Origin of the sequence: Methanobrevibacter sp. (assembly GCF_015062935.1) — an archaeon.
Classification (GTDB): Archaea; Methanobacteriota; Methanobacteria; order Methanobacteriales; family Methanobacteriaceae; genus Methanocatella.
Genome location: NZ_SUTM01000008.1, coordinates 74,366 through 90,664 on the forward strand (window position 1 = coordinate 74,366; position 16,299 = coordinate 90,664).

11 protein-coding genes and 1 pseudogene are annotated in these 16,299 nt (G+C 36.0%); 1 reads left to right on the top strand and 11 read right to left on the bottom strand.

The genetic code is table 11. The annotated features are described in order from the left end of the window. Nucleotides 1-13: 13 nt before the first annotated feature. The gene (locus tag E7Z81_RS05280) at nucleotides 14-388 is read right to left on the bottom strand and encodes a helix-turn-helix transcriptional regulator (RefSeq protein WP_292745054.1); all 375 of its coding nucleotides are present in this window, start codon (nucleotides 386-388) and stop codon (nucleotides 14-16) included. Between the two features lie 273 nt (nucleotides 389-661). Here E7Z81_RS05280 and E7Z81_RS05285 point away from each other — a divergent pair, with 273 nt between their 5' ends. Further along, nucleotides 662-1,381, top strand: coding sequence for a DUF4012 domain-containing protein (locus tag E7Z81_RS05285; RefSeq protein WP_292745056.1), 720 nt, complete (start codon nucleotides 662-664; stop codon nucleotides 1,379-1,381). Nucleotides 1,382-1,490: 109 nt separating this feature from the next. On the opposite strand, the gene E7Z81_RS05290 is transcribed toward E7Z81_RS05285, so the two are convergent. From E7Z81_RS05290 to E7Z81_RS05335, 10 genes and pseudogenes are all read right to left on the bottom strand, one after another. Beyond that, nucleotides 1,491-3,680: an ABC transporter permease gene (locus E7Z81_RS05290; RefSeq protein WP_292745058.1), complete on the bottom strand. Its 2,190-nt coding sequence runs from the start codon at nucleotides 3,678-3,680 to the stop codon at nucleotides 1,491-1,493. Nucleotides 3,681-3,914: 234 nt separating this feature from the next. Beyond that, nucleotides 3,915-4,136: a hypothetical protein gene (locus E7Z81_RS05295; protein ID WP_292745060.1), complete on the bottom strand. Its 222-nt coding sequence runs from the start codon at nucleotides 4,134-4,136 to the stop codon at nucleotides 3,915-3,917. Between the two features lie 84 nt (nucleotides 4,137-4,220). Beyond that, complete coding sequence (locus tag E7Z81_RS05300) at nucleotides 4,221-6,491, bottom strand: ABC transporter permease (protein ID WP_292745062.1); 2,271 nt, start codon at nucleotides 6,489-6,491, stop codon at nucleotides 4,221-4,223. Further along, nucleotides 6,492-8,762 carry an ABC transporter permease gene (locus tag E7Z81_RS05305; RefSeq protein ID WP_292745064.1) on the bottom strand — a complete coding sequence of 757 codons (2,271 nt, stop codon included), beginning with the start codon at nucleotides 8,760-8,762 and terminating at the stop codon, nucleotides 6,492-6,494. It lies immediately after the preceding gene. Between the two features lie 4 nt (nucleotides 8,763-8,766). Next, nucleotides 8,767-9,471 carry an ABC transporter ATP-binding protein gene (locus tag E7Z81_RS05310; protein ID WP_292745066.1) on the bottom strand — a complete coding sequence of 235 codons (705 nt, stop codon included), beginning with the start codon at nucleotides 9,469-9,471 and terminating at the stop codon, nucleotides 8,767-8,769. 440 nt (nucleotides 9,472-9,911) lie between these two features. Continuing rightward, entirely contained in the window at nucleotides 9,912-11,342 is a 1,431-nt protein-coding gene (locus E7Z81_RS05315; protein WP_367263007.1) for an ABC transporter ATP-binding protein, read from the bottom strand. Next, a complete protein-coding gene (locus E7Z81_RS05320; RefSeq protein WP_292745068.1) occupies nucleotides 11,335-12,054 on the bottom strand; it encodes an energy-coupling factor transporter transmembrane component T in 720 nt (239 codons plus the stop codon). The genes E7Z81_RS05315 and E7Z81_RS05320 overlap by 8 nt, the downstream gene beginning before the upstream one ends. 9 nt (nucleotides 12,055-12,063) lie before the next feature. Beyond that, nucleotides 12,064-12,645: an MptD family putative ECF transporter S component gene (locus E7Z81_RS05325; protein ID WP_292745070.1), complete on the bottom strand. Its 582-nt coding sequence runs from the start codon at nucleotides 12,643-12,645 to the stop codon at nucleotides 12,064-12,066. 49 nt (nucleotides 12,646-12,694) lie between these two features. Further along, the gene (locus E7Z81_RS05330; protein ID WP_292745072.1) at nucleotides 12,695-14,440 is read right to left on the bottom strand and encodes an ABC transporter ATP-binding protein; all 1,746 of its coding nucleotides are present in this window, start codon (nucleotides 14,438-14,440) and stop codon (nucleotides 12,695-12,697) included. Then, nucleotides 14,440-16,230: pseudogene (locus E7Z81_RS05335) on the bottom strand (ABC transporter ATP-binding protein). The gene E7Z81_RS05330 and the pseudogene E7Z81_RS05335 overlap by 1 nt, the downstream one beginning before the upstream one ends. Nucleotides 16,231-16,299 lie beyond the last annotated feature (69 nt).

Genomic DNA, 16,299 nt, shown 5'->3' on the forward strand with positions numbered 1-16,299 from the left:
CACCAATTAAAAATTATTCTAATATATGTTCTAAACCTACTTTGTAAATCATTTCAATATGAAGGTCTGCTAAAGAATATCTTGCCATTTTTCCTTCTTTTTGATATTTGACAACATTGTTTGCACGCAATATCCTCAATTGATTTGAAACGGTTGTCTGATTCAAATCAAGTGCTTCACAGATATCGCATACGCACAAATCTTCTAGACAAAGCAGGGAAATAATTTTTAATCTTGTGGGATTTCCGAATATTTTGAAAAATTCTGAAAGCTCAGCGAATTCAGTTTCATCAGGTATGCGTTCTTTTACACGTTCCACAATGTCTTCATGAGAGTTGAATACTTCACACATACCCTCGTTATTGTTTTCAAGATTATTATTTTCCATAGTCATCACATATATTATATATTTACATATTATGATATGTTTATGTATTTAAATGTTGTCATATCATGATATTGTGATATGTTAATCTGAAACTCTAATGAACTAAAAAAAAGTATTAATTTAAAAGAAAATGTGTAAGAAAAGTATTAATTTCGCTAACATATATATGCTTTAAAATGTATATATTAAATTATATTAGTCATTTGAATATTTTTCAAATTATTTTGCAACTAATATTATCAAATAATAAGGTAACTTAAGGTAAGTGAATTTATGAAAAGAACTAAGAAATTGATTATAGCTATCTTATTAGTTGTTCTTATTGGATTGTTAATAATGATTGCAGGAGCATTATTCTTTAGCGGTCCTGATTTAACACAAGAAAGTAAGAATATCTTAGTATTGGCATCAGATAAAACCGAACAGCCAAATGGTGCAGTAGATATGGGATTTATGGTTCGTTTGGAAAACGGATCCCTTAAGAACTACACTCCAGTTTATCCTGGTGGAATGTCTCACCCAACACAAGGCGCACCCGGAGGCATAGGAGGACGTATGATGCTTCACGATTGTCTGTGGGACGGTACCCAGCAGGGTATGGAATATGCTAAAGAAATTGTAGAAGCAAATACAGGAATGCACGCTGATGCAGTAGTTGTTGTTTACGATGAAGGATTAGACAACATTATCGATTCAATCAGACCACTTTATGTGGACGGTGAAGTAAGCAACCTGAGTGCTACAGATATTGTTCGTTCAAACGATGCATATAACGGTTATGCAAGTAATGAAAATGTTCAAGGAACCATGTCTAGAGGAGATTCTGTTATGGTATTAGTTAAAGCTCTTGTTAATGTAACAAAAGACCCTGAAAAGAAAAGTACCATGATTAACCAAGCTCTTAAAGAATATTCCAACGGAAACATTTTAATGGAACCACAAGGTTCATTTGCTAAATTGCTTGCAACCAAAGGAATTGAACAACTAGGATAACATATTTTAATCTTTAAAGAATGCATTATTCTTTAAAGAACTTTTTTTATTATTTTAATCTAATTCTATTTTTAATAAGGACCCTATAGACATGTCCAGATATTTGAAACTATTCAACGTCTTTTAATGCTTCAACCATATCCAAATCACGAATTTTATCTGAAAAGATTAGATTAACACCAATTGATATTGCAAATGTTATTGCTGCTGTCAAAAGAAGGTTTCCCACTGTCAGTGAAGGAACATAATAAAGGGAATCTCCTGCCGCATCCAGCATCAATGTCATGAAATAGAATCCAATAGGAATTCCCAAAAGATATCCTATAGCTGTAAAAATCAGATTCTGAGTTAGGAGCAGTTTTCTCAATACATTTGTTTTAAAACCCAAAACTTTTAATGTTGCGATTTCTCTTTCCATTTCAGTAAATGACAATATTCCTAAATTATATATTACCAGAATAGCCAATATTACCGCAACAACTGTGACAACATAAACCATCATCATTACAGAAGTTGTCATTTCATCCCAGCTATCCCTCATTTTATCCAGACTTGTAACAGATTTGATTGAACCGTAGTTTTCACCAAACTTGTCAGGAGTCAGTATGTTTGTCGGAGTGAAATTCAATCCCTGGTCTTCCAATGTATCCGGAGACATGATTAAACCCTGGGAAATAGGTTCCGCATGAATCTGACCTATTTTTGAAGTTACCCATTCATCGCTTCCAACAATATGCCATCGGATTTCATCACCTATTTTCAGATCGAATTTATCTGCAAGTTTAGCGGAAATTGAAACATCACCCTCTTTTATTTCAATCTGATTTCTATCGCTGTCAGTATATGATATTAAATCAGTGTTGTTTGAAGCTAAAAGCGTTACCGTATCCTCCTTATCATTGGCTTTGATTTCAATTGACTGCTGCATGATAAAGCTTCCGTTGGTGTCATTTAAAATATAGTACAATTCCAGTGGAGTTGCATTATTGGAAAGCTGCAGTTTAGCACCATAATGAGATATGTCATCATATTCCCATGACTCCAACTCGTTTAGACTGTCATTCATACCGAAAGCGGCGATTAAAAGTGCAACACAGCCCATAACTCCAATTATTGCCATCAATGCCCTGAACTTATTTCCTCTTGCATCCCTCCAGTTCCAGCGCAGATTGAAATTCAAATGAATCCACAATCTTGATTTTTCAATGAAACTCTTTGAGGACATGTTCGGAGCTTTTGGCCTCATGGTATTTGCAGGATTTTCCTTTGATATTCTCCTGCATGTGACATATGTAACCAAAACGGACAATAACACCAGCAATACTGCAATGTATACAAAACTCATATCAAAGCCAGGTTCCCAAACAGGCATGCTGAAACGATTTGTCATTGTCGGATAAAACATCTGCGGAATTATCATAGGCCCTGTAATCAAACCTAAAACAGCACCTGCCAATACAGGCCAGAATGCATAGGAAATGAAGTGCATGATGATTGTGCTGTCTTTAAAACCTACTGCCTTTAATATTCCGATTTGAGTACGCTGATGAGTGACTATCCTTGTCATTGTTGTCAGAAGGGTTAAAAACGTAACCAGGATAAATACAATCGGGAAAACATCTCCTATCATTTTGTGTTGTGCCATTTCATTTGCAAAATTGGAAACGCTTAAATGATCCTCTTTTTTGGTAAATGACAAATAGCTGACTGAATCATCCAATTTTTCCTTAAAATCACTGTCTGAAATGTTATATTTTACAAGCAGAGTATTGTATTCCAGATTATCGGGATATACTTCACTTGACAGATATGCAAAGCCCATCTGTGAAAAATCAGGTATAAGTGAACTTGGAGATACTTCATATACATATTCCGGAGAATATCCTATTCCCTTAATTTCCTTTTTTAATGTATGTCCGTCAAATTCGAAGGTGATGTTATCTCCAACATGCAGGTCACGCCCGTCTGCAAAGCGCTTGTCCAGCCATACGCCAGAATCATCTGAAGGATTGAAGTCCTCACCTTCGGTCGAATAGAACTTTGAAATCGTTGCGTTTTCTACAAAATTAAGTGTAATGTCGGGATTGTTTTCCATGTCCGCAACAGACTGGACGACAATCTGTCTGTCTGTTTGTGTTGAAAATTCACTTATTTTATCTACTGACGAATCGTCAAAAGTAGTGTTGTAAATCCATCCGTCAGCCAGATTGGTATCTGTGTAAAATGCATTGGAAGTCTGCTCCAATCCGTAGTATTCGGCATAAATTCCAGAGTAAGCGAAAATGCCTATAAATGCCATCAGGAATATAGCAATGAACTGTGTTTTATTAAGTTTTATATCCCTCAGCATTTTCTTGGACAGTGACATATTATTATATTGGAAATCAAATATTAAAAAATTTAACTAAATGAAAAAAAGAATAAATTAAATTAAAGAAAATTTGAATATCATTAAAAATTATTAATCATAATTTACATTAACATTAACGATTAGGTAAATTTAACTTCAATGATATTGTGGATATATATGAACTTAGTAAGAATCAATCAGTTCTTGGAAAAGTGAGACCACTTCATCAACACTCATTTCAGCTTTCTTGCTTACTTCCTCAAGATTTGCCTCCCACAGGGAAATCTTTCCCATAGGAGTAACCAGAAATTTGAACTTATGATTATTCTTTACCAAGTCTGTTTTAAGCAATGGATACTCATTCAGCAGATCCATATACTTTGACTCGCCAGTAACTTCAACCATTAAACTCCTCCAAATAATAATCTCAATTTGTAATCTTTAAAGTTTTTGTCACTAAGCGAGTATGAAAAAGGGAAAACAGAATCCTTATTCATTATCTTTCAAGGATTCCACCATGTTTAATTTTTTAATTTTACCTGAAAACATCAGATTGACAAGTATTGAAACCACATAGGTAATCAAAAATGTTATCACCAATGTCTTGATTGAAATTGTAGCTTTCAGATAAAATGAATCACCCATTGTTCCCCACAGATACTGCAGTGTTTCACGGCCCAGCGGAACACCAATCAGGAATCCTATTGTTGTAAACCACAGGTTTTGTGTTAACAATAGCTTCCTTAAATGGGATGACTTGAAACCTAAAACCTTCAGTGTTGCAAATTCCCTTTTAATTTCAGTAAATGACAGCAATCCAAGATTGTACAATACGATGACTGACAGTATTGCAGCAAAAGCTGCAAGAAGATATATTATACTCATTGAAGATTCCATCATCTCATCCCAGCTGTCAGTTAAGGAATCCATTGAAAATACTGTCTTTACACCAGTAAAATTATCCTTGACCTCCTGAGATGATATTATGCTGGTTTCTGTGTAGTTCAAACCCAAATCTTCAAGTTTTTCCTTTGTCAGGATTATTCCCTGAGATGTCGGGTCTGAATGGATGTTATCTATCTTTGTTGAAACCCATTTGTCTGAATCCATTATGTGCCATTTGACAGTGTCACCAACTTTAACATCCAAAAGCTGCGCCATCTTCTTGGATATGGATATCTCATTGTCAGAAATGTTTATCGGATTTTTGTTGTCATCTGTCGGAGTATACAGTTCATTATCATCAAGTACTGTTATAACGCCCGATTTTTTAATGTCGTTTGCCTTTATTTCAATCGATGACTCCATGAATCTTTCGCCGTCAACCTCCTCAACGATATTGTCAATCTGTGATTCAGTAGCGTTTTCCTCCAGGACCAGCTTTGATGAATAATGGTTAATATCCTCATATGACCATTCTTTCATCTCATCAAAACCGTCCATGCATCCAAATGAAGCCACAATGATTAATGTGCATGCAAGGACTCCAACGATACTCATTAAAGATCGGAACTTATTCCTTTTAGCATCACGATAGTTCCACCGTACATTGAATGAAGACTTTTTCCAAAATGAAAATCTTTCAATGAATCCTGTTGTAGTGATTTTTGGAACTTTTGGCCTTATGGCACTTGACGGGGATTCATTTACAATATTTCTGCAGGCGAGGTATGAAATAACTGCTGACAGTCCCACCATCAAAACGGAAACTATGATGAAACTCATATCAAATCCGACTATCCAGTTCGGAATTGAATATAGGCTTGACATCTCATCAAACATTATTTGAGGAAGTGTCAAAGGTCCGAGGATAAATCCCAGAATTGTTCCTGCCAGTACCATCCAGAAACCGTATGAGATATAGTGGAACATTATTGTCCTGTTTTTAAATCCCAATGCCTTCAATACGCCTATCTGAGTTCTTTGACTGTTGATGATTCTTGTCATTGTTGTGAGAAGTGTCAGCATTGAAATTATGATGAATATGAGCGGAATTACATCTGTCATCATCTGATGCTGTTCGGTTTCATCCTGAAATTCTGCGAAACTCGGATGCTGAGCCCTTGGCAGGAATGAAGAATAATCCCTGTCCAAATCATTGTCAAGCTGTTTTTCATATGCTGAAGAGTTTCCGTCATATTTTACAAGCAGGACATTGTATGGAACCTCACCCATAGGAAATGCCTTATAGGACATGTAAGCAAAGCCCATCTTGTTATAGTCAGGTATCATGGATGAATCTGAAGTCTGATAGAGATGCTCTGGAGAATATCCCAATCCCTTAATTTCCTTTTCGACTTCAATGCCATTGAATTCGAATGTTATGTTATCCCCGACAGTTAAGTTCTTGGCATCTGCAAAACGGGTGTCCAGCCATACCCCTTCACCATCAGAGAGGTTAAATTCACTGCCTTTTACCAGATAAAACTTGGATATGTCATCATCCTCCAGAAAGTGCAGGGTGATGTCGGGATCATTGTCAAAATCGGCAATCGAGTTTACCACCAGCTGACGCTCGGAGTCCTTTGTCAATGACAGGCTGTTCACATCATCCTGAAAATCACCATTTAAGTTGGAAGCATAAATCCATCCATCAGCAAAATTTGTTTCATTGTAATATTCACCGGCGGTTTCTACAAATCCGAAGGATTCCGCACCGAATCCTACAAATACGTAAATACCTAAAAATGCCATTAAAAAAATAGAGATAAATTGAATCTTATGATTCTTTATATCCCTAATCATCTTTTTTGCTAACATTTACTCACCGCTTTTAAGTGATTCGACCATATCCAGCTTCTTGATTTTACGTGAAAACATCAGATTGACGATTATTGACAATGCGAATGTTATCACTGCAGTCAGTATGAAGTTTGAAAGGGATATGGAAGGCAGGATATAAAATGAATCTCCAGAGGATTCCCACATTATTGACAGTATCAGATATCCTACAGGAAGGCCCAAAATAAATCCGACAGCTGTAAACCATAAGTTCTGTGTTAGAAGGAGTCTTCTAAGAGCGCTGCTTTTAAATCCTAAAACTTTCAGTGTTGCAATTTCCCTTTCTATTTCAGTAAATGACAGCAATCCCAAATTATAAAGAACGATTACTGCTAAAAGGCAGGCAAAGAATATCAATATGTATATTAAAAGCCACATTGACTCGGTAAGCTCATCCCAGCTGCTTGTCATGTTTGCCATTGAATTGGCCGCCTTAACTCCATCGTAATCCTTGTCCACATGTTCTGCTGTTACGATACTTGTTGCAGTATAGTTCAAGTCAAGGTCTTCAAGCTTATCTGCAGACATTATGAATCCCTGTGAAATCGGGTCTGCGTGGATTTTGTCAATCTTTGTATTGACCCATTTATCAGAACCCATGATATGCCATTTTACAGTGTCGCCTACTTTAACATCAAGCATGTCCGCCATCTTCTGTGATATTGAAACCTCATCATCTGCGATTTCAACCTTATTCCAGTCATAATCTGTTGGAGTAACCAGTTTAGAATTGTTCAGTACTGTCAGCGAACCTGACTTTTTGCCGTTATCCGATTCAATTTCAATGGCTGATTCCATTAGCTTTTCACCGTTGACCGCTTCGGCAACATCATCAATGACTGAATCAGTTGCATTTTCATCTATCACAAGTTTTGAGTCATAATGATTTATCTGATTGTATTCCCATTCTTTCAAGTCGTTCATTCCATCATACATTCCAAATGCACATACGAGAAGTGCACTGCATCCTATTACACCAATTATTGTCATCAATGCTCGGAATTTATTCCTTTTTGCATCACGCCAGTTCCAGCGAACGTTGAATGACAGACGTTTCCAGATTGACAATTTTTCTAAAAATCCTGAACTGGAAATCTTCGGCACCTTTGGTTTTATTGTATCTGCAGGCTTTTCATCTGATATGCTTTTAACTGAATAGTATGAAACCGCAAGAGACATCAGCACCATCAAAACAGCCACGTACACAAAGTTCATGCTCCATGCAGGATTCCATGAAGGAAGCTTGTATGTTGCACTCATTGACGGGTAAAATAGCTGCGGCAGTGTCATAGGTCCCAATATCAATCCCAGAATGGAACCTGCAAGCACCAGCCAGAAACCATATGATATGTAATGCAGTATTATTGAGGTATTTTTAAATCCACTGGCCTTTAAAATTCCTATTTGTGTCCTTTGATGTGTAATTATCCTTGTCATTGTTGTTAAAAGAATCAACATTGCAATCAGAATAAATACAACAGGGAAAATATCTCCCATCATTCTATGCTGGTCCATCTCATCTGCAAATTGACTGACGCTTGTATGCTCTGATCTTTCAACAAAAGAGCTGTAGTAACCGTCCATATGATAAGACAGTATATCGTTATAGTTTTCAGGTGTTCCGTCAAACTTGACTTCCAGAACATTATATGAGATATTATCTTCAGGAAATGCCCTGTATGACATATAAGCAAAACCTATTTTGTTGAAATCAGGAATTACTGATGAAGTTGAAGCATGATAGACATATTCCGGAGAATATCCTAGTCCCCTGATTTCCTTTTCTATTTCATATCCTTCAAATTCAAAGCTGATGTTGTCTCCAACCTTGAGACCTTTTGCATCTGCAAAGCTCTTGTCAAGCCATACACCATCACTGTCATTAATGTCAAGCTTTTCACCTTCAAGCAGATAAAATTTTGATATTGTGTTATTTTCAACAAAATGCAGTGTTATATCGGGATCGTTGCTGAAGTTCGCCACCGAATCTACAACCAGCTGCCTTTCCATTTGTGTGGTTGCGCCCAATGCATTAACTTGGTCCATAAAAAGTTCATTTATTCCATAAGAATAAATCCATCCGTCAGCCAGATTAGTGTCTTCATAAAAGTTATTGACATTAACTTCCAGACCCACTGATTCTCCACCGACACCGGCAAAAACAAATACTCCTAAAAATGCCATTAAAAAAATAGATATAAACTGAGCTTTGTGCTTGGCGATGTCTCTTAACATCTTTCGAGCAAGCATACACTCACCATTCTAAATCAGTGACCTTCTCTGGATTTTCATTGACGACAATATTTTCTATCTGGCCGTTCTTGATTCTGATAACCTTATCGGCGGCTTCAGCCAATATTGCATTGTGAGTAACAATAATAACAGTAGTATTGTGATTGTAGCTCATATCCTGAAGCAGGTTTAAAATTAAAACACCAGTTTTTGAGTCCAGTGCACCTGTTGGCTCATCACATAAAAGCATTGTAGGCCTTTTAGCCACTGCCCTTGCAATTGATACTCTTTGCTGTTCACCACCGGACAGCTGTGCAGGGAACTGATTTGCATGGTCCCTGAGGCCAACTGAGTCAAGGACATTTAACCCATTGATATCTACATCTACAATGTCTTTCATTAGCTCAACATTTTCTAGAGCGGTTAAATTTGGAATCAGATTGTAAAACTGGAAAATAAAACCAACGTTTTTAGCCCTGTAACTTGTAAGCTGATTGTCGTTGAATGACTCGACATGGTTGCCATTGACGATAATCTGACCTGAAGTAACAGAATCCAAACCTCCCAGAAGGTTTAATAAAGTTGATTTACCCGCACCTGACGGTCCAAGAATTACAACAAATTCTCCTTCTTCAATTGTAAAATTTACATTATCCATAGCTTTTAAAATGTGATCTCCGGATTTATACTCCTTGTTCACATTTTTAAATTCAATAATTGTACTCATTAATATTGCCTTCTTATTTAATTTTTTTAATCGTTATAATATATATTTTATAAAGTATTTAAATTTAGGCCTACCTAAAAATTATTTTGAATTATTGTGACTTTGTTAAATTGTTTTGAATATGAAAAATTGTTAAAATTCTTCCAAATTGCTTTAAACATGGAATAATAACTTTAAATTATTTAAAAACATTTTTATAATTGAAAAAAAGAACATAACTTTATGGAACTGTTTTTAAAATGGTTTCATAGAGGATTAAATGAAAAAAAAGCACAAAAGTAGTAATTGCACTCCAATTCATCTCAATGAGGATTGGATTCCTGCAATTACTGTATACTATAAAAGGAGGACAATACAAAATTATCCCTCTTCATATAGTATGAATTATGTGTTTTTATCATTTATAAATCCTTCGACAAAATTTTGCAATGTATGAAAACCTATAAGAAAAACTCTTTAAGCTTTTCTTCATTTATTTTATAGTTATCAATTATTTTTCCATCTTCAAAATGCAAAACATGGGAACATACTTCCATTATAAGTTCATAATCATGAGTAATTATAAATGATGTAATGCCCAAGCTTTGAAGATATTTTAAGTTATCGCTGACTTTCATCATATTCTTCAAATCCAATCCGCTTCTCGGCTCGTCAAAAATAAGCAGTTCCTTTCCGGAAGCAATAGCTGAAGCGATAGCTACCCTCTGCTTTTCACCGCCGGACAATGCCATCGGATGGGCGTCTTTGAGATGAATCAAATTTAAATCTTTCAGGATTTCTTCAGCTCTTTTGATATCCTCTTCATCCATACTCAACAGAACTTCATCAAGAACGCTTTCAGTGAACAGCTGATGATTAACATCCTGCATCACCATATAAGTTTTTTTAAGCCTATCCTTTCTTTTTAATGCTTTGCCTTCTGTAATTAATTCACCTTTACATGATCTTTTAAGGCCACATAAACAGTTTGCAAATGTGGATTTTCCGGCCCCATTATTACCTATAATTGCTATAATCTCATTTTTTGGGATTTTAACATTATCAATGTCCAAAATTTGGGTCTTTCCGTAGCTGAATTTGAAGTTTTTAAGTTCCATCAATTCATTTTCTGAAGAATAATATTCCTTTCTTTTAGAGATTATATTTTCCAGATTGAGCTGTCTTAAACCCAAATCCCTGTGATTTACCTGTCTAAACTCTTCAAGTGACCATTCATTAACAATACGTCCCTTTTTTAAAAACAGAACCCTGTCAACAACATCACTTAAAAAGAACAGTTTATGTTCTGCTATGATTACTGTTTTTCCCTGATTTTTCCAGTTTCTGATTATGTCCTCCAAATCCCAACTGGACTGTGAGTCAAGATTGGATGACGGCTCATCAAGAATCAGAATATCCGGATTAACGGCGGATACTGATGCACAGGCTATTTTCTGTTTTTCACCACCGGACAGTTTGAATATACTCTTGTCCAAAAGATGATTTATCTTAAAGTCATCAACAACAAAATCAAGCCTTCTTCTTATCTCTTCAACATCCATAGATAGATTTTCACATCCGAAAACTATCTCGCTGGTCGTGTCGACATTGAAGAATTGTGTTTTTGGATTTTGAAAGACAGAACCTATATGCTTTGAAATTTCATGAATCGGCATCTCGCTTATTTCATCACAATTTAAATAAACATTACCTTCTCTTTTACCGTCGAAGAAGTTTGGAATCAATGCATTTAAAAAACGGGTTATGGTTGTTTTGCCACAACCTGATTCACCGCAAAGCAGCATAACTTCGCCTTTTTTGACATTGACATTAACATCACTTAAATTTTTATCGCCACCATACGAAAACGAAACATTATCCATCCTAAGCAATTAAAACGCCTCCAAAGAAATTATATGCATAAATTCCAAAGCCTATTATTGAAATGGTCAAAAACAAAAAATCCCATTTGGTAAAATTGACCTGAACCAGATGAGTTCTTTTTTCAGGATTGCTCAATCCTCTTGTCAGAGAAGCTGCTGAAAGTTCATCTGCAGTTTTAACAGCACTTATGAGGATTGGAATCATGTAAAATTCAATTAATTTTAAAGGGTTTTTTAGGGATTTAACCGTCAGGCCAAATCCTCTCATTTTCATTGCATTTGTTATTGATTTTATCTCTTCAATAACTGATGGGATATATCTGAAAATTACTGAGAATGGAATTGAAATGTCTTTAGGAATATTGCTCTTTTCCATTGAAGCTATAAATTCGCTTACTTTTGTAGTGCTTATAGTATAATATCCCATCATAATTATCGGCAACATTCTTGAAGCAGTGTAGCTAAAAGTAATCAGCAATATTGCTAAAATTCCTGTTGCAGTAGGGAGAATGTTAACTTGAATATATTTAGCTAAAATATACAATAAAATGTATATTAAAGCTGATTTTTTATGATTTGAAAAGAACAGGCAGATAAATGGAATTAAAACTAATAATCCGCTGACATATATGGAAGTATCATTAAAAACCATGAAACTTATTAATGCAAGAATAATTATCTTAGTTCTAGGATCCAATTTAAAGTCTAGTTCCAATCCCATAATATCTCCTTATGCTATTCCTGCTTTTTCAAAATGTTTTTTCAAAACTATTTTTCCAACATATGCACTGCAGATTCCAACTATAAATGTAATAATTATCAATACAATTAACATCTGATTGGTTAAAAACGGCAGGATTACATTTACATAGTCTGTTCCCATTGATGCACGAATTGATTCAACAAAGTAATCTCTTAAGATGAAAAACGGAAGCATGTTTCCAAATACTCCTAAAATGAAAACACCATGACTTACAATGGAGTGTTTTATTGAAGAGTAATTTCCCATTTTAAGGATTAAGTCTGCTACAAATGCACATAAGGTAAATACTATTATTGGTATCCAGGTATGGCCGCTTAAAAACATTATAATTCCTAAAATCAAACCCATTAATGTAACCATTCCAAACTTGTTTACCCTAGTTAAAAACAGCATGTACGGGATTCCGCAAACCAATGCACCAATTACCGGCAGACCTATCATCAATATTGGAATATATCCCAGCATGCCGCATATGAAAATTAAAACAATCATTATCACTGAAAATATCCCTACAGTGATTAAATCTTTTACTTCAAATCTTTCGCTCATTAAATTTCCTCCTAAATTTTTTATTGTGTAATGAGAATTAAAGGGAGAATTATATTTTCCATTCTCCGCTTAAGTTTTGCAAATCGACCATTCTTTTAAACAGCCCGTCATTTGCTATCAGTTCGTCAGGTGAACCCTGCTCTGCAATTCTTCCATCATCCAAAACAACAATCTTGTCGGCATTGGCGATTGTACGCATTCTGTGTGCGATGATGATTACTGTTTTGTTTTTAATTAGCTCAGAGAGTGCCTTTTGGATTTTTGATTCGTTTTCAACATCCAAAAATGATGTGGCCTCGTCCAATAGAATTACATTGGCATCCTTTAGAAGTGCCCTTGCAATTGATATTCTCTGTCTTTGACCTCCTGATAAAAGCTCTCCGTTTTCACCGATTACAGTATTGTATCCGTCAGGAAGTTTCGCTACAAATTCATCACATTCCGCAAGTTTAGCGGCCTGAATAACCTCTTCATCAGTTGCATCCTTTCTTCCGACACGAATGTTTTCCAGAATTGTGTTGTTAAACAGAATTACGTCCTGGAACACTATGGAAAAGTTTTCCAGAAGTTTTTCTGAGTCCAGCTTGGATAAATCCTGACCTCCAAGGCAGACCTCACCTGAAACGGGATCCCAAAATCTTGCAGCAAGTTTTGAAACTGTTGATTTACCTCCTCCGGACGGTCCGACAAGAGCAGTCACTTCACCTTGATGTGCAGTAAATGAGATATCAGTCAGCACGTCCTTTAAATCATCGTAATTGAAATTGACATTTCTGAATTCAACATCATATCCGTCCAGTTCATAATCTGTTAATCCTCCTTCAACTACAAGGCTTTCAATTTCCTGGGCCCTTGCAATCTTATTGTCCATCATCAATATTTCAGCTAAAAACATCAAACCGTTTTCAAGAGGTGAATAAACGGTTGCAGAAGCTATAAGGAAGATTAACAGTGTGAAAATAGATACCTGTGAGTTTAAAATCAGGTAGGAACCTAAAAGAATTACTGAAACTATTCCGAGGTTTAAAACAACTTTGCCTGTGATGACACCTGCAGCAGACATGAGTTCTGATTTAAGTCTTGACTTTTCGATTATGGATGTAAGACCGCTTATTTTGCCGTAATATTCATCTTCGTAGTTATAGGATTTCAAGTCCCTTATGGATTCAATGCATTCCTGCATGGCATCTCCACAGTTGAGCAAATCCTTCATCACCAAATCTCCACCTTTATAGATGAGTCCTTTTGAGACATACAATATGACAAATGCCACGGGAACTACCCACAGGAGCGCTATGGCCAATCTCCAGTCAAATACAAACATACCTATTGAAACAAGACAAAGTGAAAGAATGGAACCAAGCAACTGCGGAACAGCATGTGAGAAGACATGCTCCAAATCAGTGCAGTCATTCATTATTGTTGATGTCAAATCTGCAAGATCCCTGTTTTCAAAAAAGGACAGAGGCAGTTTTCTCAAGTTTTCACCAAGATTGACTCTTCTGTTTTCACTTTCAACATAGGTGGTGTTGAAAACGAAATGATACTGTTTCCATGCAAATGCAAAAATTATTCCTAAAACAATCAATATCAATAGAATAAACATTCCAAGATTCGGTTCGATTATCTCGCCGCCTGTCAATGGTTCAATCCACATATAGATTAAAAGGGCATATAATCCTACAGGAAACATGAATGAGATGTCAACAAGCATTGTGTAAACAATTCCCCTGATTAAGTTATCTGATCCGTCTTTTGTAAGTCCGAATCTTTTCTGGAAAAATTCAGATATCATTATATCGCCTCGCTTTTTACTTTCCATTGGATGGACTGGTTGAATTCATCCCACATTCTTGAATAAAGTCCATTTTCCTCAACCAATGAATCGTGATTTCCCTGTTCAACAATCCTTCCGCTGTCAACAACATAAATCTTATCCACGTTTCTGACAGTTGACAGCCTGTGGGCAATCATGATTACAGTCTTGTCCTTTGTAATTTCAGAAATCGCCTTTTGAATCATGTATTCATTTTCGGGGTCAGCCAGCGCTGTTGCTTCATCGAGAATGATTATTGGAGCATCTTTCAGTATCGCCCTTGCAAGTGCAATTCTCTGCTGCTGGCCTCCAGAAAGATAGGTTCCTTCACTTCCGATAACTGTATCGATTCCATCCGGAAGCTCGTCGATAATGTCATCGCATTGGGCAAGGCTCAGTGCCTTTTTGACATCTTCCCTTGAAGCACCTTTTCGGCCTATTGCCACGTTATTGTAAATTGAATCCTTGAACAGTGTAGTGTTCTGAAATACGAATGAGATGTTTTCCATAAGTTCCCTTGTTGAGATGTCCCTTACATCCACATCACCGACCTTGATTGAACCTTCTTTAACGTCCCAGAATCTTGGAATCAATGATGCTATTGTGGTTTTTCCACCACCTGAAGGTCCGACCAGTGCAACTGAATCGTTTTCATCTATCTTGAGATTTACATCATTCAGGATGTGTTCATCTGAGTCTGTATCGTCATAGTCAAAATAGACTCCTTCAAATGAAATTGAATGGTTTTTAGGCTTTTGAGGATTAATAGCTTCTGGAAGAGGTTTTTCGTTTAGAATAGCTTCAATGCCGTCCAGTGCATAGCTTGCCATCATCCAATCCTGTGAAACTGTCATTATCCTGTTCATCATAACGGCGCATATTGGAGTGAATATTATGTAAAACATGAAATTGGCAAAGAATTTCACATCCACCAGAGATCCTGCAAGAAGTATTCCTGCAGGAATCAGCAATGCGAAAAATCCGTTGATTGATACTGTAAATGCAGTCATCGGAAGCTGTGTGGACAGTGAATATTCTGCTGAGAATTTACCGTAGTTTCTGATTGCTGTTATGAAGTTTTTAAATGAATAGACACTTTGCTGAAATGCCTTGGTAACAGGTATTCCCCTTACATATTCAACCGCTTCGCCGTTCATCTTTTCAAGATACATCTGATATTCGGCCATGATATTCTGGGATTCCTTTGAAAACATCGGATACATAAAAAGGAAACATAATATTATCGGAATAAGACAGATTAATCCTAAAATCCAGTCAAAGCTGAACAGCAATATTAGAAATGCTATTGGAGTTACAATGGCTCCGGTAAGGTCAAACAGCTGGTGAGCCAGAAATGTTTCTGTCTTTGCAGTTGATTAGTCAATTACCTTTCTAAGTCCTCCGCTTGTGTGGTTTGAAAAGTATCCTAGAGGGAGTTTGAGCAGGTGTCTGACTGCTGCATCTTTCATGTTCTTTTCATTTTTAAATGCTGATAAGTGTGTTCCCATCAATCCACAGAAGTTTAGTGCTATTCCCAAAACTGCAAAAAAGAATGCATTGAATGCGTATTCTCCCAGGTTTTGGGCTTTTGTGAAATCCGGGGCGACAGTCAATAATGCATTAACCACATCCCAGATATAAATGAATGGAATCAATAAACATATAGCACTTAAAGCTGATAACACCATCCCAATGATGGACAGATATTTATAGTTACCAGAAAAGTTAAGTAATCGTATAAATTTATTTTTACTTTGAGTTTTTGACATTTAAATCTCCTAATAAGTTAATTTAGGTATACCTAAAAAATTAAAATTAATCTGAAAAGACAAAACACT